This is a genomic window from Serratia sp. J2 (genome assembly GCF_046269175.1).
Classification (GTDB): domain Bacteria; phylum Pseudomonadota; class Gammaproteobacteria; order Enterobacterales; family Enterobacteriaceae; genus Chania; species Chania fonticola_C.
This window is the reverse complement of record NZ_JBKABN010000011.1, coordinates 43,001-61,450: the sequence shown is the minus strand read 5'-3', so window position 1 is coordinate 61,450 and position 18,450 is coordinate 43,001. Positions and strand designations below refer to the sequence as shown.

The 18,450-nt window shown below is 55.2% G+C and carries 16 protein-coding genes and 4 tRNA genes; 14 read left to right on the top strand and 6 right to left on the bottom strand.

Annotation, left to right across the window (positions count from 1 at the left end; all coding sequences use genetic code 11):
• Window positions 1–10 precede the first annotated feature (10 nt).
• From rfbA to ACKWMY_RS13255, 12 genes are all read left to right on the top strand, one after another.
• Entirely contained in the window at window positions 11–892 is an 882-nt protein-coding gene (gene rfbA, locus ACKWMY_RS13310) for a glucose-1-phosphate thymidylyltransferase RfbA (protein ID WP_024527805.1), read from the top strand.
• The gene (gene rffC / locus ACKWMY_RS13305) at window positions 870–1,589 is read left to right on the top strand and encodes a dTDP-4-amino-4,6-dideoxy-D-galactose acyltransferase (protein ID WP_065684893.1); all 720 of its coding nucleotides are present in this window, start codon (window positions 870–872) and stop codon (window positions 1,587–1,589) included. The genes rfbA and rffC overlap by 23 nt, the downstream gene beginning before the upstream one ends.
• A complete protein-coding gene (gene rffA / locus ACKWMY_RS13300; RefSeq protein ID WP_024484180.1) occupies window positions 1,576–2,706 on the top strand; it encodes a dTDP-4-amino-4,6-dideoxygalactose transaminase in 1,131 nt (376 codons plus the stop codon). Before rffC ends, rffA begins: the two co-directional genes overlap by 14 nt.
• Window position 2,707: 1 nt before the next feature.
• Complete coding sequence (gene wzxE / locus ACKWMY_RS13295; protein ID WP_059199111.1) at window positions 2,708–3,958, top strand: lipid III flippase WzxE; 1,251 nt, start codon at window positions 2,708–2,710, stop codon at window positions 3,956–3,958.
• Window positions 3,955–5,040, top strand: coding sequence for a TDP-N-acetylfucosamine:lipid II N-acetylfucosaminyltransferase (locus ACKWMY_RS13290; RefSeq protein ID WP_074030090.1), 1,086 nt, complete (start codon window positions 3,955–3,957; stop codon window positions 5,038–5,040). Before wzxE ends, ACKWMY_RS13290 begins: the two co-directional genes overlap by 4 nt.
• Window positions 5,037–6,404 carry an ECA oligosaccharide polymerase gene (gene wzyE, locus ACKWMY_RS13285; protein WP_024527809.1) on the top strand — a complete coding sequence of 456 codons (1,368 nt, stop codon included), beginning with the start codon at window positions 5,037–5,039 and terminating at the stop codon, window positions 6,402–6,404. Before ACKWMY_RS13290 ends, wzyE begins: the two co-directional genes overlap by 4 nt.
• Window positions 6,405–6,412: 8 nt before the next feature.
• Entirely contained in the window at window positions 6,413–7,153 is a 741-nt protein-coding gene (wecG, locus tag ACKWMY_RS13280) for a lipopolysaccharide N-acetylmannosaminouronosyltransferase (RefSeq protein ID WP_024527810.1), read from the top strand.
• A gap of 346 nt (window positions 7,154–7,499) precedes the next feature.
• Window positions 7,500–8,903: a bifunctional threonine/serine APC transporter ThrP gene (gene thrP, locus ACKWMY_RS13275; protein WP_024527811.1), complete on the top strand. Its 1,404-nt coding sequence runs from the start codon at window positions 7,500–7,502 to the stop codon at window positions 8,901–8,903.
• A 135-nt stretch (window positions 8,904–9,038) separates the two neighbouring features.
• A tRNA-Arg gene (locus ACKWMY_RS13270) sits at window positions 9,039–9,115 on the top strand.
• A gap of 70 nt (window positions 9,116–9,185) precedes the next feature.
• Window positions 9,186–9,261, top strand: a tRNA-His gene (locus ACKWMY_RS13265).
• A 47-nt stretch (window positions 9,262–9,308) separates the two neighbouring features.
• Window positions 9,309–9,395: transfer RNA gene (locus tag ACKWMY_RS13260), tRNA-Leu, on the top strand.
• Window positions 9,396–9,471: 76 nt separating this feature from the next.
• A tRNA-Pro gene (locus ACKWMY_RS13255) sits at window positions 9,472–9,548 on the top strand.
• 782 nt (window positions 9,549–10,330) lie between these two features.
• Here ACKWMY_RS13255 and ACKWMY_RS13250 read toward each other — a convergent pair.
• The 5 genes from ACKWMY_RS13250 to hemC form a co-directional block, all read right to left on the bottom strand.
• Window positions 10,331–10,576, bottom strand: coding sequence for a hypothetical protein (locus ACKWMY_RS13250; RefSeq protein ID WP_409486418.1), 246 nt, complete (start codon window positions 10,574–10,576; stop codon window positions 10,331–10,333).
• A gap of 282 nt (window positions 10,577–10,858) precedes the next feature.
• Window positions 10,859–12,052, bottom strand: coding sequence for a protoheme IX biogenesis protein HemY (hemY, locus tag ACKWMY_RS13245; RefSeq protein ID WP_199061528.1), 1,194 nt, complete (start codon window positions 12,050–12,052; stop codon window positions 10,859–10,861).
• A gap of 3 nt (window positions 12,053–12,055) precedes the next feature.
• A complete protein-coding gene (gene hemX / locus ACKWMY_RS13240) occupies window positions 12,056–13,180 on the bottom strand; it encodes a uroporphyrinogen-III C-methyltransferase (RefSeq protein WP_024529530.1) in 1,125 nt (374 codons plus the stop codon).
• 22 nt (window positions 13,181–13,202) lie between these two features.
• Complete coding sequence (hemD, locus tag ACKWMY_RS13235) at window positions 13,203–13,943, bottom strand: uroporphyrinogen-III synthase (protein WP_024529531.1); 741 nt, start codon at window positions 13,941–13,943, stop codon at window positions 13,203–13,205.
• The gene (hemC, locus tag ACKWMY_RS13230) at window positions 13,940–14,881 is read right to left on the bottom strand and encodes a hydroxymethylbilane synthase (protein WP_021807759.1); all 942 of its coding nucleotides are present in this window, start codon (window positions 14,879–14,881) and stop codon (window positions 13,940–13,942) included. The genes hemD and hemC overlap by 4 nt, the downstream gene beginning before the upstream one ends.
• A gap of 314 nt (window positions 14,882–15,195) precedes the next feature.
• Between hemC and ACKWMY_RS13225 the strand changes: the two genes are divergently transcribed.
• A complete protein-coding gene (locus tag ACKWMY_RS13225) occupies window positions 15,196–17,754 on the top strand; it encodes a class I adenylate cyclase (protein ID WP_024529532.1) in 2,559 nt (852 codons plus the stop codon).
• Window positions 17,755–17,791: 37 nt separating this feature from the next.
• Here the strand turns inward: ACKWMY_RS13225 and cyaY are convergent, their stop codons facing one another.
• Window positions 17,792–18,112 (bottom strand): iron donor protein CyaY, encoded by a 321-nt coding sequence (gene cyaY, locus ACKWMY_RS13220; RefSeq protein WP_024529533.1) that lies wholly within the window; start codon window positions 18,110–18,112, stop codon window positions 17,792–17,794.
• Window positions 18,113–18,190: 78 nt separating this feature from the next.
• Between cyaY and lptM the strand changes: the two genes are divergently transcribed.
• Window positions 18,191–18,385 carry an LPS translocon maturation chaperone LptM gene (gene lptM, locus ACKWMY_RS13215; RefSeq protein ID WP_282440812.1) on the top strand — a complete coding sequence of 65 codons (195 nt, stop codon included), beginning with the start codon at window positions 18,191–18,193 and terminating at the stop codon, window positions 18,383–18,385.
• Window positions 18,386–18,450: the final 65 nt, after the last annotated feature.

The following is an 18,450-nucleotide window of genomic DNA, read 5'->3' as shown; positions in this document are numbered from 1 at the left end:
AGGAGTGACGATGAAAGGTATTATTCTAGCCGGCGGTTCGGGGACGCGTTTACACCCGATCACCCGCGGCGTCTCCAAGCAGTTGCTGCCTATTTACGATAAACCGATGATTTACTATCCGCTCTCGGTGCTGATGCTGGCCGGGATCCGCGATATTCTGATTATCTCTACGCCAGAAGATCTGCCCTCGTTTCGCCGTTTGCTGGGCAACGGTGAAGAGTTTGGCATCAACCTCAGCTACGCCGAACAACCGAGCCCGGATGGGCTGGCGCAGGCTTTCCTGATTGGTGAAGAGTTTATCGGCGGTGAGCCGTGCTGCCTGGTGCTGGGCGACAATATCTACTTCGGCCAGGGCTTCAGCCCGAAACTGAAGAGCGTGGTCCAGGGGCTGAAAGGCGCTACTGTATTTGGTTACCAGGTCATGGACCCAGAGCGCTTTGGCGTAGTGGAGTTTGACGATAACTTCCGCGCGCTGTCGATTGAAGAAAAGCCGCTGAAGCCAAAGTCCAATTGGGCGGTCACCGGCCTTTATTTCTATGACAACCAGGTGGTGGATTTCGCCAAGCAGGTGAAGCCTTCCGAACGTGGCGAGCTGGAGATCACCAGCATCAACCAGATGTATCTGGAACGTGGCGAATTGAGCGTCGAGCTGCTGGGGCGTGGTTTTGCCTGGCTCGATACCGGCACCCACGACAGCCTGATCGAAGCCAGTACCTTTGTGCAGACGGTAGAGAAACGCCAAGGGTTCAAGATTGCCTGTCTGGAAGAGATCGCCTGGCGTAACGGCTGGCTGGATGATGATGGCGTAAGACGCTCGGCGCAGGCGTTAGCCAAAACCGGCTATGGCAAATACTTACTGGATTTACTGCATGTCCGTCCACGCCAATATTGAGCCTTTGGGTTGGGAAAGCGAGTATTTCCAACTCTCTAGCGCCAAACTGCATTTTGACGATGCGGCTCCCGCGCTGACGGCAACTGAACTGGATGCGTTTGCGCTGGTTCAGGCCAAGATCCCGGCTCAGCGCCTGGACTTGGCCGATGGTTTGGCTGGCGTAGGGTTTCGGCTGGTAGAGGGCGAAGTGGACTTTGCCCTGGCAATTGGCACAGATTGTGCATTGAATTTACCGGCTATCCGCATCGCCCAGCCTGAAGATATTCCACTGTTGCGTTCGGTGGCGGCCAAGGTTTTTGCCGCCAGCCGTTTTCGCGCGCCTTGGTATCAGCCGCAGGACAGCGGGCGTTTTTACGCCACCTGGATTGAAAAAGCGGTGCTGGGGACGTTTGACCATCAGTGCCTGCTTGTGCTGGGCAGCGATGGGGAGCCAGAAGGGTTTGTCAGCCTGCGTGATATCGGCCAGCAAGAGGCACGTATCGGCCTGCTGGCGGCATTCCCAGGTGTACAAGGTAAAGGGACCGGTTCTCGGCTGATGACTGCCGCGATCGCCTGGTGCCAGCAGCAACGGCTGCAGCGCCTGCGGATCGCGACTCAGATAAGTAATATTGCCGCGTTACGGCTCTATCAACGGCACGGTGCCACCCTAGAAAGCACCGCGTATTGGTTCTATAGAGGTTTACATGATCCCATTTAACGCTCCACCGGTTGTTGGCACGGAACTCGATTATATGCAGGCCGCGATGAGCAGCGGCAAACTCTGTGGTGACGGTGGTTTTACCCGTCGCTGCCAGCAGTGGATGGAACAGCATTTCGGCTGCCCGAAAGTGCTGCTGACGCCGTCTTGCACCGCGTCACTGGAAATGGCCGCCATCCTGCTGGATATCCAGCCGGGTGATGAAGTGATCATGCCGAGCTACACCTTCGTATCCACCGCTAACGCCTTTGTGCTGCGCGGGGCGGTGATGGTGTTTGTCGATCTGCGTCCAGACACCATGAACATCGATGAAACCAAGATTGAAGCGGCGATCACCGATAAAACCCGTGCCATCGTGCCGGTGCATTACGCTGGCGTGGCCTGCGAAATGGACACCATCATGGCGTTGGCGAAGAAGTACAACCTGATGGTGGTAGAAGATGCTGCGCAGGGCGTGATGTCGACCTATAAAGGCAAAGCCTTGGGGACCATCGGTCATATCGGCTGCTTCAGCTTCCATGAGACTAAAAACTACACCGCTGGCGGTGAAGGTGGCGCGACGCTGATTAACGACCCGGCCCTGATCGATCGTGCCGAAGTGATCCGTGAAAAAGGCACCAACCGCAGCCAGTTCTTCCGTGGTCAGGTGGACAAATATACCTGGCGCGATATTGGTTCCAGCTATCTGATGTCAGATCTGCAAGCCGCTTATCTGTGGGCGCAGCTGGAAGCCGCCGAGACAATCAACCAGCGCCGCCTGAAGCTGTGGCAGAACTATTACGATGCCTTGAAACCGTTGGCGGCTGCGGGGCGTATCGCCTTGCCGGTCATTCCGGCCAACTGCGTGCATAACGCCCATATGTTCTACATCAAGCTGAAAGACGTGCAGGATCGCACCGCGTTTATCGACTACCTGAAAGAAGCCGAAATCATGTCGGTATTCCATTACATCCCACTGCACGCCTGCCCGGCGGGTGAGAAGTTTGGCCGTTTCTCCGGCGAGGACCGCTTCACCACCAAAGAGAGCGAGCGCCTGGTGCGTCTGCCGCTGTTCTTTAACATGTCAGACGTCAATCAACGTACGGTGATCAATACCATCCTGAGCTTCCTCGCCTGATATGTCGCTGGCAAAAGCATCGATTTGGACCGCAGGCTCCACGCTGATCAAGATCGGCGTGGGGTTGCTGGTGGTAAAAATGTTGGCGGTGGCCTTCGGCCCCAGCGGTGTTGGGCAGGCGGGTAACTTCCGTCAGTTGATCACCGTGCTGGGCGTGCTGTCGGGTGCCGGTATTTTTAACGGTATCACCAAGTATGTGGCGGAATACCATCAGGATCCGCAGCGGTTGCGGATGGCGGTGGGTACCGCATCCAGCATCGTGCTGGGTTTCTCAACCCTGCTGGCGCTGGTGTTCCTGTTTGCTGCCGAGCCGATCAGCCGTGGGCTGTTTGGCCATGGCGACTATGTGAACGTGGTGCGGGCGGTGGCGTTTATCCAGATGGGGATTGCCTACGCCAACCTGTTCCTGGCGATCCTCAAAGGTTATCGCGATGCGATGGGTAACGCGCTGGCGGTGATCGCTGGCAGCCTGATCGGTGTGGTTGCCTTTACGCTATGCTTTAAGCTGGGCGGTTATGAAGGCGCACTGGCCGGTTTGGCTCTGGTTCCTGCCCTGGTGGTGTTGCCTGCCGGTTTCATGCTGTGGCGGCGCAAGGCGCTGCCGCTGCGCTATCTGGCGCTGGCCTGGGATAAGGCGCTGGCCAGCCATCTCGGTAAGTTTACCCTGATGGCGCTCATCACCTCCGTGACCTTGCCGGTCGCCTATGTAATGATGCGTAACCTGTTGGCGGAACATTACGGCTGGGACGAAGTGGGGATCTGGCAAGGGGTGAGCAGTATCTCCGATGCCTACCTGCAGTTTATTACCGCTTCTTTCACCGTTTACCTGCTGCCAACGTTGTCGCGCCTGCAAGAGAAAAGCGCTATTTCGCGGGAGATCGTGCGCTCGCTGAAGTTTGTGCTGCCTGCGGTCGCCGCTGCCAGCTTTACCGTCTGGCTGCTGCGTGACTTCGCCATCTGGCTGCTGTTCTCAGAGAAATTTGTTGCCATGCGCGATCTGTTTGCCTGGCAACTGGTGGGGGACGTGCTGAAAGTCGGGGCCTACGTCTTTGGTTACCTGGTGATCGCCAAGGCGTCGCTACGTTTTTATATTCTGACAGAGGTCAGCCAGTTTGCCTTGCTGACGCTGTTCTCGCACTGGCTGATCCCACTGCACGGCGCATTAGGGGCAGCACAGGCCTATATGGCAACCTACATCGTGTATTTTGCGCTCTGTAGCTGCGTATTTATTCTTTATCGTAGACGAGTATGACCATACTAATCCACGTACTGGGATCTGATATCCCGCATCATAATCAGACGGTGTTGCGCTTCTTTAATGACGTGCTGGCCGAACGCTTGCCCGCAGAACAAGTGTGTCACTTCATGGTGGCAGCCAAAGACGTGGCCGCGTTGGGCCACTTTCCCAAACTGACCATCGAGGCTTTCCCCGGCAAAAAGAGCCTGGCAGAGGCAGTGATTGCCCGTGCCAAGGCCAACCGTGACAACCGCCTGTTCCTGCATGGCCAGTTTAACGCGACGCTGTGGCTGGCCTTGCTGAGCGGTAAAATCAAGCCGCGCCAGGTGAGCTGGCATATCTGGGGGGCCGATCTGTATGAAAACGCCACCAGTTGGAAATACCGCCTGTTCTACGTGCTGCGCCGCATTGCCCAAGGGCGGGTGGGCCACGTGTTTGCTACCCGAGGCGACCTGATCCACTACCAGCAGCGGCACGCGCGCGTTCCGGCCTCGCTGCTGTATTTCCCGACGCGGATGGACCCAGCGTTGACAGGCATCGAAGTCGAAAAGAACCTGGCCGGGCCGATGACCATCCTGGTGGGCAACTCTGGTGATACCACCAACCGCCATATCGAGGCGTTACAGGCTATCCATCAGCAATTTGGTGACAAGGTGCGGGTGATTTTGCCGATGGGCTATCCGGCCAATAACGATGCCTATATTGCCCAGGTGCGTGCGGCGGGCCTGAAGCTGTTCTCCGAGCAGAACCTGCAACTGCTGACCCAGCAGGTGGCGTTTGACGATTATCTCAATATCCTGCGTGAATGCGATCTCGGCTACTTTATTTTCGACCGTCAGCAGGGGATCGGTACGCTGTGCCTGTTGATCCAGTTTGGCGTGCCTTTTGTCCTGAGCCGCAAGAACCCGTTCTGGCAGGACCTGGCCGAGCAGCATCTGCCGGTGCTGTTCTATGGCGATTCTCTGGATGAAGCCGTGGTGCGCGAATCACAGCGCCAGCTGGCAACGCTGGATAAGCGATCCATTGCCTTTTTCAATCCGAACTACGTGGATGGCTGGCAGCAGGCATTGGCGCTGGCGGCGGGGGAAAACCCATGACGCTGGCACAGTTTGGCGGGCTGTTTGTCGTCTATCTGATCGGGGCGCTGTTTGTGCTCACCCTGACCTATCAGGAGTTTCGGCGCGTCCGCTTCAACTTTAACGTCTTCTTTTCCTTGCTCTATCTGCTGACGTTTTACTTTGGCTTCCCGCTGACCTGCTTACTGGTGTTCCAGTTTGACGTGGCCGTGGTGCCGGTAGAGTTCCTGCTGTACGCCATTCTCTCCGCCACCGCCTTCTACGCCATTTACTACGTCAGCTACAAGACGCGGTTGCGTAAACGCACTGGTCAGCCGCATAAGCCGGTGTTCACCATGAACCGGGTTGAGACGCATATCACCTGGATACTGCTGGCGCTGGTGGCGATCGGCACCGTGGGCATCTTCTTTATGCAGAACGGCTTCCTGCTGTTCAAGCTCAACTCCTACAGCCAAATCTTCTCCAGCGATGTGTCAGGGGTGGCGCTCAAGCGCTTCTTCTATTTCTTCATCCCAGCGATGCTGGTGGTTTATTTCCTGAAGCAGGATCTGCGCGCCTGGTTCTTCTTCCTGGCGGCCACGGTGGCGTTTGGCATTCTGACCTACGTGATCGTGGGCGGTACCCGTGCCAACATCATCATCGCGTTCGCTCTATTCCTGTTTATTGGCATTGTGCGTGGCTGGATCTCGCTGTGGATGTTGGTAGCCGCCGGGGTGTTTGGCATTGTCGGCATGTTCTGGCTGGCGTTAAAACGCTATAGCCTGGATGTCAGCGGCCCGGAAGCGTTCTACACTTTCCTGTATCTGACGCGTGATACCTTCTCGCCGTGGGAGAACCTGGGGCTGCTGCTGCAAAATTACGACAAGATCGATTTCCAGGGGCTGGCCCCGATCGTGCGTGATTTCTATGTCTTTATCCCTGCCTGGTTGTGGCCGGGACGGCCTGATCTGGTGCTGAATACCGCCAACTACTTTACCTGGGAAGTGCTGGACAACCATTCCGGGCTGGCGATTTCCCCGACGCTGATTGGTTCGCTGGTAGTGATGGGCGGGGTGTTGTTTATTCCGTTGGGCGCTATTGTGGTGGGCCTGATCATCAAGTGGTTCGACTGGCTGTATGAACTGGGCAAAAGCGAGCAGAACCGCTTTAAGGCGGCGATTTTGCAAGGGTTCTGTTTTGGCGCGGTGTTTAATATCATCGTGCTGGCGCGTGAGGGGGTAGATTCCTTTGTCTCACGCGTGGTGTTCTTCTGCATCATTTTTGGTGCCTGCCTGGTATTGGCAAAATTACTGTACTGGCTGTTTGATGCTGCCGGGCTTATCAAGACTCGAATTATGCGCAAGCGCGCGTTGGCTCCCGTGGCCAACTCTCTTGTGCCAAGGTAATAGTGACAATGGAAGCAAACATTTCGGTTCCCAAGTATGAGCTGCGCGGTTTCAGCCTGTGGGGCTTTCGCAACATGGCGCAGTGTATGGATTTTCTGTTCGATGGTGGCAGGGTCAAGCAAGGCACCCTGGTGGCGATGAACGCCGAGAAAATCCTCAATGCGGAAACCGATCCGGCGCTGCATGCCCTGCTGGATGAGGCTGAGTACAAATATGCCGATGGCATCAGCATGGTGCGCTCCATCCGCCGCAAGTATCCTGGCGCTGAGGTGTCGCGCGTGGCCGGGGCCGATCTGTGGGAAGCCATGATGCAGCGCGCCGGGCAGGAAGGCACGCCGGTGTTTCTGGTTGGCGGCAAGCCTTCTGTGCTGGCAGAGACTGAGCAGAAGCTGCGCAGCCAGTGGAATGTGAATCTGGTAGGCAGTCAGGATGGCTACTTCAAGCCGGAACAGCGGGATGCCTTGTTTGCACGCATTAGAGCAAGCGGCGCGGCTATCGTGACCGTGGCAATGGGATCGCCCAAGCAGGAAATCCTGATGCGGGATTGCCGCAAGGTGCATCCACAGGCGTTGTATATGGGGGTTGGCGGCACCTATGACGTGTTTACCGGCCATGTGAAGCGCGCGCCCAAGGTGTGGCAGAATCTGGGCCTGGAGTGGCTCTACCGCCTGCTCAGCCAGCCGAGCCGTATTCGCCGCCAGCTTCGACTACTCAAGTTCGTCGGCTATTACTACACCGGCAAGATGTGATCCTTCGGCTGGAGCAGCCTCTCCGTTGCTCCAGCGTCTGTTTTGCTCAAATAATCTCCCTATCGGCCATAACGTGGTCAAAGCTATAACCTCGGTCAATCATTCCCTCGTCACTTATTCCATAAGGTTTTAATTCGCGGTTTGCTTATAGCGGCAAAATGCGAAACCATAGCGCCCGAAAATTTCCCCAGGCTGCAGCGGCACTTCCCCGCAATTAAATTGTGCGGATGACTCCTTAAGTTCCGTTTTGCCCGGCGGGGGATGAATTACACTCAACTTGTCTAAAACAATAATGACCGGCACCGATCTGCAGGCAAAACAGCATCAAAAATATGACTGAGGATGTATGGCAAGCAAAGAAAAACCACAAGGTTTACATCGCGGGTTAGAAGCGCGACATATAGAGCTGATCGCCCTGGGTGGCACGATCGGCGTGGGTCTGTTTATGGGGTCAGCCAGTACGTTGAAATGGGCCGGGCCTTCAGTGCTGCTGGCCTATATCATCGCTGGCCTGTTTGTGTTCTTCATTATGCGCTCAATGGGCGAGATGTTGTTCCTCGAGCCGGTGGCGGGCTCTTTCGCCGTCTATGCGCACAAATACATGAATCCCTTTTTCGGCTATCTCACCGCCTGGGGCTACTGGTTTATGTGGCTTGCCGTGGGGATATCGGAAATCACGGCTATCGGCGTCTATGTGCAGTTCTGGTTCCCAGAGATACCGCAGTGGCTGCCTGCGTTGATTGCGGTTGCTATGGTCGCGTTAGCCAACCTGGCGGCGGTGCGCCTGTACGGTGAGCTGGAGTTCTGGTTTGCCATGATCAAGGTCACCACCATTATCGTGATGATCCTGGTGGGCCTGGGGGTGATCTTCTTCGGCTTTGGTAACGGCGGGCAACCGACGGGCTTTGCCAACCTGACGGCTCACGGCGGTTTCTTTGCCGGTGGCTGGAAAGGCTTCCTGTTTGCCCTGTGTATCGTGGTGGCTTCTTACCAGGGCGTTGAGCTGGTCGGCATTACCGCCGGGGAAGCCAAGAACCCGCAGGTAACGCTCAAACGGGCGATCAACAACATCCTGTGGCGCATCCTGATTTTCTATGTTGGTGCCATCTTCGTGATTGTCACCATCTTCCCGTGGAACGGTATCGGCACCGCTGGCAGCCCGTTTGTGCTGACCTTTGCCAAGATTGGTATTGTTGCCGCAGCCGGTATCATCAACTTTGTCGTGCTGACCGCCGCGCTCTCCGGCTGCAACAGCGGCATGTATAGCGGCGGCCGGATGCTCTATGCCCTGGCCAAGAACCGCCAACTGCCTGCGGCATTGACCAGGCTTTCTGCCAGCGGTGTGCCGGTCAACTGTATTGCCATTACCATTATCTGCCTGCTGGTGGGGTCTGCGCTGAACTACGTTATCCCCAATCCTCAACAGGTGTTCGTCTATGTCTATAGCGCCAGCGTGCTGCCGGGCATGATGCCGTGGTTCGTGGTGCTGATCAGCCAGATCTATTTCCGCCGTGCTCATAAAGAAGCGATGAAGACTCACAGCTTCAAGTCATTTATGTTCCCTTACATGAACTACCTGACCATCGCTTTCCTGATTTGTGTGCTGGTTGGCATGGGGATCAATCCGGATACGCGGATTTCGTTGGTGGTGGGGATGATTTTCCTGGCTGCGGTGAGCCTGTGCTACTTTGTATTCGGTATGCATAAAGTCCATCATCAGCCTGAAAAGCGGACAGAAAGTCAGCGCTAAGCTTAAGAAAAGGGCCTTGCCGGGCCCTTTCTGCTGCAAGAGTGAGCAAAGGGTCAGCGAACTCAACATTTCTGAGAAAAAGCACTAGACAGGATGGGCATAAAACCGTAGTATCCCCACCCGCAACGGCGCTACGCGCCCGTAGCTCAGCTGGATAGAGCGCTGCCCTCCGGAGGCAGAGGTCTCAGGTTCGAATCCTGTCGGGCGCGCCATTAATTTTGTGCGCAGGAGCTGCGGTGGTATGATTACCGCGTGAAGTAAGCAGTAGATAAAGTAGTTATGGTGGCTATAGCTCAGTTGGTAGAGCCCTGGATTGTGATTCCAGTTGTCGTGGGTTCGAGCCCCATTAGCCACCCCACTTTACCTAGGGTAAAGTAAAAGAATTGAAAGCTGTTTTGTGACAGTGCGAAGGTGGCGGAATTGGTAGACGCGCTAGCTTCAGGTGTTAGTGTTCTTACGGACGTGAGGGTTCAAGTCCCTCTCTTCGCACCACACACAAAATGTCTGATAAATTTAATATTTACATAGACATAGGCTGGAAAGTTCGGTAGTATCAGCAACAAGAAATCGGCGAGTAGCGCAGCTTGGTAGCGCAACTGGTTTGGGACCAGTGGGTCGGAGGTTCGAATCCTCTCTCGCCGACCAATTTCAAAGAAACCTGCTTTTTAAGCAGGTTTTTTTACGTCTGGAATTTGTGTAGCCCGTTCAGCGATGAGCGGGTTTTTTGCTTTTTATACTGAGTGACATTGTGGGCGTCCGATACCTGAGATATCGTGCTGGCCCCTCACCCTAACCCTCTCCCACAGGGAGAGGGGACCGATCGAGCTCGTTGATTTCTCTGCGTATTACCCGGACTTTCTTCTTACTGATAACTTTCCGAAGCGGTACGAGCTAATCAAGGACTCAGGGCAGCCCCCTCGCCCTTTGGGAGAGGGTTGGGGTGAGGGGAAACAGACGACTTTAGAGCCGGCCTTACAAGGGAATGATCAGAAGGAAGCAGAGATAAGCGCTGGAAAAATGGCAGGGTGCAAAATGGAGGATAAACAGCGCAACGACTTCTGGAGCATATCGGCATCATGCCATTCTTGCCCCAGATAACAGTCGTTTTATTTCAGGCAGGTGTTACGTCGGCAATCAGAGATTAATCGTGCCGAATGAGAAGTCTACATTATTGAAAACGGTGATGATTTTGTTGATTAGTTTCATAGTGGCAGTCCCCAGAGAGTCATTGATAGTGTGATTCATGTCACACAAATAGGCTACACTCGGCCGCCAAATCGATCAAGTATTTTGTGATGTATCTCACAAAAATATTAAACCGATGTTTTATTTTAGCGTGAGTCGTTTTATCGAGCGGCTTTATCTTGGCAAACCCTACGAAATTTCAACCTGTCTCCTTTTGTCCTTTATGGGCATGCCTGTTGTCGTCAGTTTGAGACATTTAACCTGTTGATTTTAATCAATAAAAAAGACTTTTCATTAACCCGTCGTTTTAAGGCGACAGGATCCGTAGAGGGGCAAATCGCAGCGAGCAGGCGGGAAAAATCAGTGGGGTTAATAGAGAGAATATTAAATCGTTTAAATTCAAAATGATGAGTTAAATTTTTGCCTAATGGCACTCGGCAATTAAAAGTTGGCACGCCAAGTGCAATATCTCTATCGTAGATGCTCATTCCACTTCTTATGTTCGCCTTAGGCCTCATAAACCCAGGAATGATGCAGAGCCGATTTTAGGGTGCCTATTGCCCACCTGAACGATGAAAGGGTTGCTTGCAACGGCTTCATCACACTCCGGGCAAAACGTTGAGTGAGGCACCACCCAGTTGTCCTAGACCTGATTGCTTCTTTTATACACTTGTCTCGCGGCAAGTGTTTTTTTTTGCCCCAAGGAAAGTTTCAGGCAAAAAAAAGGGCCCAGCACGGCATGCTGAGCCCTGACAAGCCAACCGGGGAAGTTACTCGCCGTTTTGCTTGAGCGTTAACATCAGCCCTTCACGGCGCATCTGTGTGGCTTCGTCGCTGCGGTGCAGCTTATCCAACGCATCTGCCAGCCAGGCGTAGTCATACGCATCTGGCCGCTGTTGCAGTGCTGCATGGAACGCATCACTGGCTTGCTGCCATTCACCGTGCTTCATCAGTAACTGACCCAGTGTGCTGTTAAGCAACGGCGTCGCACCATGCTGCTTGATCTGTTGGCGTAACGCTTTCTCCAACTGCTCCGGGTTGCCAGACTTGATACGTGGGATCAACAACACCAACCGCTCATCGTATTGGCGCTTCAGACTATCCAGCACAATGCTTTGTGCCAGTTCATGGTCATTACACTCAATAAGATGTTCCACCATCGCGACCTGTAGCGGGATTTCGTGGCGAATTTTACGGCTTTGATCTTTCCACCAGCGCTTCAACCCTTCACTGCCTTCATCGGCCATGGCCTGATTCATCAGGCCGATATAGGCCTGCTGCTGTAAAGCTTGCAGCTCTTCTTCGCTGTGCAGGTTGATTTTGCTCATCGAAGGCAGAATTTCCAGCAGTGAGGCATACGCTCCGGTGCGCAGATAAGCCTGCTCCGCCAGCCGCAGCACTTCCGGATGACGCGGTGCCTGGTTCAGCAAGCGATCGACGCCGTGCCGTGCTGCATGGGCCTCACCCTGCGCCAACTGAATACGCACGCGGGTAATGTCTACCGGCAACTGATCGGTATCGGCAGCTTCGGCGGCACGCTCCAGATACTGGTTGGTGCGGAAGCCATCGCCACGTTGCTGCGCAGCTTCTGCTGCCAGCAGGTAGTTCACCACCGGTTGCTCGGCATGATCGGCATTGCGGGTCAGCAGTTTCTCTACCTGCTTGTAATCCCCTTCCGCCAGTTTGATCAGCGCCTCTTTGGTTTGCTTACGGGCGCGGCTACGTTTGCGGCCAAGGAACCAGCCACGGGTGCGCGCGCCAGTGCGGAAGACGCGGCGCAGGATCCATTCGATGACAAACAGCACCAGGAACAGCAGTACTGCCATAATCACCAGACCGGTCACGCTGGTTTCGACGTTGTAATTGTCGGTCTGGATCAGCACATAGCCTTGGTGCCCGGCCAGCATCGGCCCCAGCACCAGGCTGGCAATCAGCACCAGAAACAGGAATAACACGCGTAACATGGCTTATCCCTCCTGGTGAGTGGCAGGGGCCTGGGCCAACAGATTACGCACCCGGGTCTGCATCAGTTTTTCCAGCATCGGCTGGCTTTTCAGCTGGCCCGGTACATCCATGGAAATCGATTGCTGGCTCAGGTTGTCCAATTCTTCCAGGAACGCCTTGGTAGCCGGATCGGTGGTATCGAAGTAGGCGCGTACCCAGGTCGATACCGTTTCCAGCGACTGTTTATACACTTCGTTCTGATGACGAGGGATCGCCTGTGCGGCAACCAGCAGGCGCGAACGGATATTCTCACGCAGGTAGACATCCTGATTCGGCGCCAGCAGCGGTTCGGCACTGCTATCGCGACGGCGGACGGTAATAAAGTCCGCCATAAAGTTGTGCCAGCTCTTGGTCAGGTTTTGACGCCATTCGCTCAACGAACTGGACAGTTCGCCGTCGTCTTCATCCATCGGCCGTTCGTCACGGTTGTTATCCGCCAGACGCAGGTCGTCGACCTGATTGGACAGCTGGTTGACCTTCAGAATGATGCCGTCAAAATCTATCTGCGCCACGGCGGAGAGGGTGCCGACATCTTCGGTGATGGCGCGACGAATATCGATCAGGCTCGGATCGTTCATCTCTGCCAGGCTGGCGTCGGCGCTTTTCAGCAGCGCAGCCGCGGTGGTGACATCCTGATCGCTCCACAGCTTGCGGCCTGCCATTTTCACCAGAAAGTCCGCCTGTGCCAGCAGCCAGGTTTTGGCATCGCTGCCGGAAATGGTGGCAACCTTATCTTGCAGTTCATTGAGCTGACGCACCAGCGAGGTTTGCTCGCGATCGGTGGCCTCCAGAGTTTTACCCTGCTGTTGCAGCAAGCCTTCCAGCGCGCTCTTTTCCTGCTGTTGGCTCTGCTTCAGCTCTGCCAACTGTTGCTGCAAGGCCTGGTTGGCGGCGATCAATGTCTGCGCCTGCTGGTGCGTGTGATAATAGCCGCCAGCACCCAGAGCGATGACCAGCACGATGGCAATCGCACCCAATACCGGGCCGGTGTTCTTACCTTTCCGGTGGTCAGCGGCTGGCTGCTGGGGGCTCTCAACCGCTGGGTTTGATTCTTCAACCGCGGCGGATGGAGTGTTTTGTTCCGTCATAGTGGCACATCCCATAGTCAGGTTATTGTAGCGCGCGGATCAGCGCGTCATTATCTGCGTTTTCAGCTACCCGAATCGTGCTCCAACCCAGCTCCTGGGCAAGGGTAGCAAGACGTTCACTGACGACTATCAGGCGGCAACGTAACAGCCACGAAGAGCGATAGTAATCAGGAACTAAAGTATAGAGCTGTTGTAACATTTCGCCGCTGGTCACTACCAGCGTATTGATACCGGCACGTTGCCAGTGGGCGCTTTGCTCACTGCCATCATAGTGCACCGGGCTGCGTTGATAACATTCATAATAGCTTACCACTGCACCCCGCTCAGCCAGCGTCTCGCCTAGCAGTTCGCGGCCGCCGTTGCCCCGCATGATCAACGCCCGTTTACCGGTGAGCTGTTGCAACGCGGGCAGCAGCAACAGCATTTCGCTGATTTCACGTTCACGCGGATAGTCTACCGGCAGGCTGCTGATGCGATGCATTGCCAGTGCGGTGGTGCGGCCAATAGCATAATAGGACAACTGGCCAGGCCATTGAAGCCCGGCGCGATTGATGACCGAACTGGCATAGCTGACGGCGTGCTGCGACAGGGCAAACACCAGATCGCCCGCCTGCAACTCTGCCAGCCCCTGAGGTAAGCGGACAAGATCGTTACCGGGGGCGAAGTCGATCAGCGGCGCGTGAAAGGCAACCCGGCCAAGTGCGCGCAGGCGGCTCACCAGTTGTTCCCCGGCGGGAGAAGGGCGGGTTACCAGAATAGTCATGCAGGAGGATTTCCCTGATAAACGTCATGCAGGATCTCACGGGCACCGGCAGCCAACAGTTCTTCTGCCAGTTCTATGCCCATTTGCTCAGCCTGTGCCGACGGGCCACGGCGTTCACCGCAGACCATCTGGCTGCCGTCGGGGGCACCTACCAGCGCACGTAACCACAGCTCATCGCCTGTCAGTTCGGCATAGCTGCCGATGGGAACCTGGCAGCCCCCTTCCAGCCGGGTGTTCATCGCCCGTTCGGCGCGGACACGGATTTCGGTTTCGCGATGGTTGAGAGGGGCCAGCAAAGCGCGGGTGACGTCATCGTCAAGGCGGCATTCGATACCGACCGCACCCTGGCCGACGGCAGGCAAGGATTCTTCGGCGCTTAACGGGCAGCGGATTCGCTGTTCCAGGCCCAGACGTTTTAACCCGGCCACGGCCAGAATAATGGCGTCGTAATCGCCGTTATCCAGCTTACCCAACCTTGTACCGACGTTGCCCCGCAGATCGCGCACGATCAGATCCGGGCGACGGCGACGCAGCTGGCATTGACGGCGCAGGCTGGAGGTACCTACCACGCTGCCTAGCGGCAGTTGATCGAGCGAGGCAAAGTTATTGGAGACGAAAGCGTCACGCGGGTCGTCACGTTCACAGATGGTGACCAGCCCCAAGCCAGCAGGGAAGTCGACGGGGACGTCTTTCATCGAGTGCACGGCAATGTCTGCCCGGCCTTCCAGCAGAGCCAGCTCAAGTTCTTTGACGAACAGGCCCTTACCGCCAACCTTGGCCAGCGGCGTATCCAGAATGATGTCGCCGCGCGTGACCATAGGCACCAGTTCCACCTGCAGGCCTGGATGGCTAGCCATCAGACGCTGCTGAACATAGTGTGCTTGCCATAGGGCAAGTGGGCTCTGACGGGTGGCAATTCGAATAATTTTGTCTAACATGCTGGTTACCGTTTTTATAATTCGCCGTCCATCCTACCACTGAGGATCAAAACTGTCAGTGCAAGAAGCCACAGGCGGAGAAAGGACAACGGAATCAAAGGGGCGTGAGGGAAAGTTGGCGGCAGTTCACACTGCGGGTAAATCATTTATAGAAGCGCTAGGATAAGTGTGTCGCTTTACCTCCTTTACGGTCAATCAGCAAGGTGTTAGATTGATCACGTTTCCAGCAATAAGTCGTCAAAAATTCTTCTAAACTAAAGACGCAGCGGGAATACGGGTTTTTTTCAAGCATCGGGATAATCAGGCGAGACGTCTTGTACCTCTACATCGAGACACTGAAACAAAGACTGGATGCGATCAACCAACTACGTGTCGATCGTGCCCTGGCGGCCATGAAGCCCGCGTTCCAACGGGTCTACAGTCTGCTGCCTACCTTATTGCACCACCATCACCCACTGATGCCGGGCTACCTCAACGGTAACGTTCCCCATGGCATCTGTATCTACACGCCTGATGAAACCCAACAAGCTTATCTCAATGATCTAGAAGACAAATGGGGCAGCCCATTTGAAAAAATGGCCACGGGTGAACTGCCGATTACGGCGCTTTATTCCATGGGCAGCACTTCCTCGATCGGCCAGAGCTGCACCTCTGATCTGGATATCTGGGTCTGCCACCAATCCTGGCTAGACAACGAAGAGCGCAGCCGCCTGCAGCAAAAATGCAGCCTGCTGGAAAAATGGGCGGCCTCGATGGGGGTGGAAGTCAGCTTCTTCCTGATCGACGAAAACCGCTTCCGCCATAACGAAAGTGGCAGCCTGGGCGGTGAAGACTGCGGCTCGACCCAACATATTCTGTTGCTCGATGAGTTCTACCGCACGGCCGTACGCCTGGCAGGGAAACGTATCCTGTGGAACATGGTGCCGGGCGAAGAGGAAGCGCATTACGATGAATATGTGCTTTCGCTCTATTCTCAGGGGGTATTAACCCCGAATGAGTGGCTGGATCTCGGTGGATTGAGCACGCTCTCTGCCGAAGAGTACTTCGGTGCCAGCCTGTGGCAGCTGTATAAGAGCATCGATTCGCCTTACAAGGCGGTGCTGAAAACGCTGCTGCTCGAAGCCTATTCATGGGAATACCCGAAAACTCAGTTGCTGGCGATGGGGATCAAGCATCGTCTGCACCAGGGGGAGATCGTCTGCTTTGGCCTTGATGCGTATTGCATGATGCTGGAGCGCGTCACCCACTACCTGACAGAAATCAACGATACCACCCGCCTTGATCTGGTTCGCCGCTGCTTCTATCTGAAGGTCTGCGAGAAGCTGTCGCAATCCAATAACGCTACTATCGGTTGGCGGCGGGAAATCCTCAGCCAACTGGTCAGTGAGTGGGGCTGGGACGAAGAGCGGTTGGAGATCCTCGATAACCGGGCTAACTGGAAGATCGAACGGGTGCGCGAAGCCCATAACGAACTGCTGGATGCGATGATGCAAAGCTATCGCAACCTGATCCGTTTCGCTCGCCGCAACAATCTCAGCGTCAGTGCCAGCCCGCAGGATATCGGAGTGTTGACCCGTAAACTGTACGCGGCCTTTGAGGCACTGCCGGGTAAGGTGACGCTGGTGAACCCGCAAATTTCACCAGACCTGTCAGAAAACGACCTGACCTTTATTCACGTGCCGATTGGCCGCGCCAACCGCACCGGCTGGTACCTGTATAACCAGGCACCGGAGATGAGCTCGATCGTCAGCCATCAGCCGCTGGAATATAACCGTTATCTTAACAAGCTGGTGGCCTGGGCTTACTTCAACGGCCTGCTCACCTCACGCACCCGCTTGCATATCAAGAGTGGCAATATCTGCGACACCGCCAAACTGCAGGAACTGGTTACCGACGTGTCGCACCATTTCCCGCTGCGCTTGGCCGCTCCGACGCCGAAAGCGCTCTACAGCCCGTGCGAAATCCGCCATCTGGCGATTATCGTCAACCTGGAAAACGACCCGACGGCGGCCTTCCGTAATCAGGTGGTGCATTTCGATTTCCGCAAGCTGGACGTGTTCAGCTTTGGCCAACAGCAGCAATGTCTGGTTGGCAGTATCGATCTGCTGTACCGCAACTCATGGAACGAAGTGCGTACCCTGCATTTCAGCGGTGAGCAGTCGGTGCTTGAAGCCTTGAAGACCATTCTGGGCAAGATGCATCAGGATGCTGCACCGCCGGAATCGGTGGAGGTATTCTGCTACAGCCAGCACCTGCGTGGCCTGATCCGTACCCGCATTCAACAGCTGGTTTCCGAATGTATCGAGCTACGTCTTTCCAGCACTCGCCTGGAGCCGGGCCGGTTTAAAGCGGTGCGTGTGGCCGGGCAAACCTGGGGCCTGTTCTTCGAACGCCTGAGCGTGTCGGTGCAGAAGTTGGAAAACGCCGTGGAGTTCTATGGGGCTATCTCCAACAACAAACTGCATGGTCTGTCGATCAAGGTAGAAACCGATCAGGTGCATTTGCCACCGGTAGTCGATGGTTTTGCCAGTGAGGGGATTATCCAGTTCTTCTTTGAAGACACCACGGATGATAAAGGCTTCAACATTTACATTCTGGATGAGTCGAACCGGGTTGAGGTTTATCACCATTGTGAAGGGAGCAAAGAGGAGTTGGTGCGCGATGTCAGCCGTTTCTATTCCTCCTCACACGATCGCTTTACCTACGGCTCGAGCTTTATCAACTTCAACCTGCCGCAGTTCTATCAGATAGTCCATCTCGATGGGCGCACCCAGGTGATCCCATTCCGCAGCAATGCGTTGTCGAACCTGTGTATCACGGTCGCCGACGGCAATGCCGCACAGCCTCTGAAGCAACAGTTCCAACTGCATTAATGCTTGAGGGCGCAGTATTGCGCCCCATCAGCAGAACTCAGCTAAAGCTGACCGTCTCGCCGGACTGTGTGCTGGCCGCTTCACTCAGTAACTCATAAAATTCCCGGCCGCTGCGATCGCACTGCCAACTCTCGTCACGATAGTTAAAGTGATAGCCACCGGCCTTGGTGGCCAGCCACACCTGATGCAACGGCTCCTGACGGTTGATCACAATCTTGCTGCCGTTTTCGAAGCTTAGCGTCATCACCCCGCCATTGGTTTCGTAGTCGATATCCGCATCACCATCAAAATCGTCCAGGGTCTGTTCAATATTCAGCATCAGTTGGTCGGCCAACTGGTGAAACTCACTATCGTTCATATTCGATTCCTATTGCTTTTCATGATCCACCTGCGATTATAGTGAGCTTGGACGCATGAATTACAGGCATTAATGCAAATGAAAAAACAACTACGCTATGCGCTGATGGCCGTTTTGCTGGCCGGGCTCTCTGGCTGTGGCCTGAAGGGCCCGCTGTATTTTCCACCGAAGGACAAACCGGCAGAGCAACCGGTAACCAGTGCAGGTACCGTTAGCAAAAACCAACAAGAACCCGCTGGCACTCAGCAGCAACCGTCGATGATCAATCAGTAATGAGCCTTTAGGGTGGTTGATGCCACCATAAGTATCAGACGGTACGTCGTCCAGATAGCGGAGTA

Coding starts and splice junctions, on each gene's coding strand:
- rffA (WP_024484180.1), top strand. CDS start 1,576: ATGATCCCATTTAACGCTCCACCGGTTGTTGGCACGGAACTCGATTAT.
- lptM (WP_282440812.1), top strand. CDS start 18,191: ATGAAAAAACAACTACGCTATGCGCTGATGGCCGTTTTGCTGGCCGGG.
- hemX (WP_024529530.1), bottom strand. CDS start 13,180: ATGACGGAACAAAACACTCCATCCGCCGCGGTTGAAGAATCAAACCCA.
- hemC (WP_021807759.1), bottom strand. CDS start 14,881: ATGTTAGACAAAATTATTCGAATTGCCACCCGTCAGAGCCCACTTGCC.
- hemY (WP_199061528.1), bottom strand. CDS start 12,052: ATGTTACGCGTGTTATTCCTGTTTCTGGTGCTGATTGCCAGCCTGGTG.
- wzyE (WP_024527809.1), top strand. CDS start 5,037: ATGACGCTGGCACAGTTTGGCGGGCTGTTTGTCGTCTATCTGATCGGG.
- rfbA (WP_024527805.1), top strand. CDS start 11: ATGAAAGGTATTATTCTAGCCGGCGGTTCGGGGACGCGTTTACACCCG.
- wzxE (WP_059199111.1), top strand. CDS start 2,708: ATGTCGCTGGCAAAAGCATCGATTTGGACCGCAGGCTCCACGCTGATC.
- cyaY (WP_024529533.1), bottom strand. CDS start 18,112: ATGAACGATAGTGAGTTTCACCAGTTGGCCGACCAACTGATGCTGAAT.
- wecG (WP_024527810.1), top strand. CDS start 6,413: ATGGAAGCAAACATTTCGGTTCCCAAGTATGAGCTGCGCGGTTTCAGC.
- thrP (WP_024527811.1), top strand. CDS start 7,500: ATGGCAAGCAAAGAAAAACCACAAGGTTTACATCGCGGGTTAGAAGCG.
- rffC (WP_065684893.1), top strand. CDS start 870: ATGTCCGTCCACGCCAATATTGAGCCTTTGGGTTGGGAAAGCGAGTAT.
- hemD (WP_024529531.1), bottom strand. CDS start 13,943: ATGACTATTCTGGTAACCCGCCCTTCTCCCGCCGGGGAACAACTGGTG.
- ACKWMY_RS13250 (WP_409486418.1), bottom strand. CDS start 10,576: ATGAGCATCTACGATAGAGATATTGCACTTGGCGTGCCAACTTTTAAT.
- ACKWMY_RS13290 (WP_074030090.1), top strand. CDS start 3,955: ATGACCATACTAATCCACGTACTGGGATCTGATATCCCGCATCATAAT.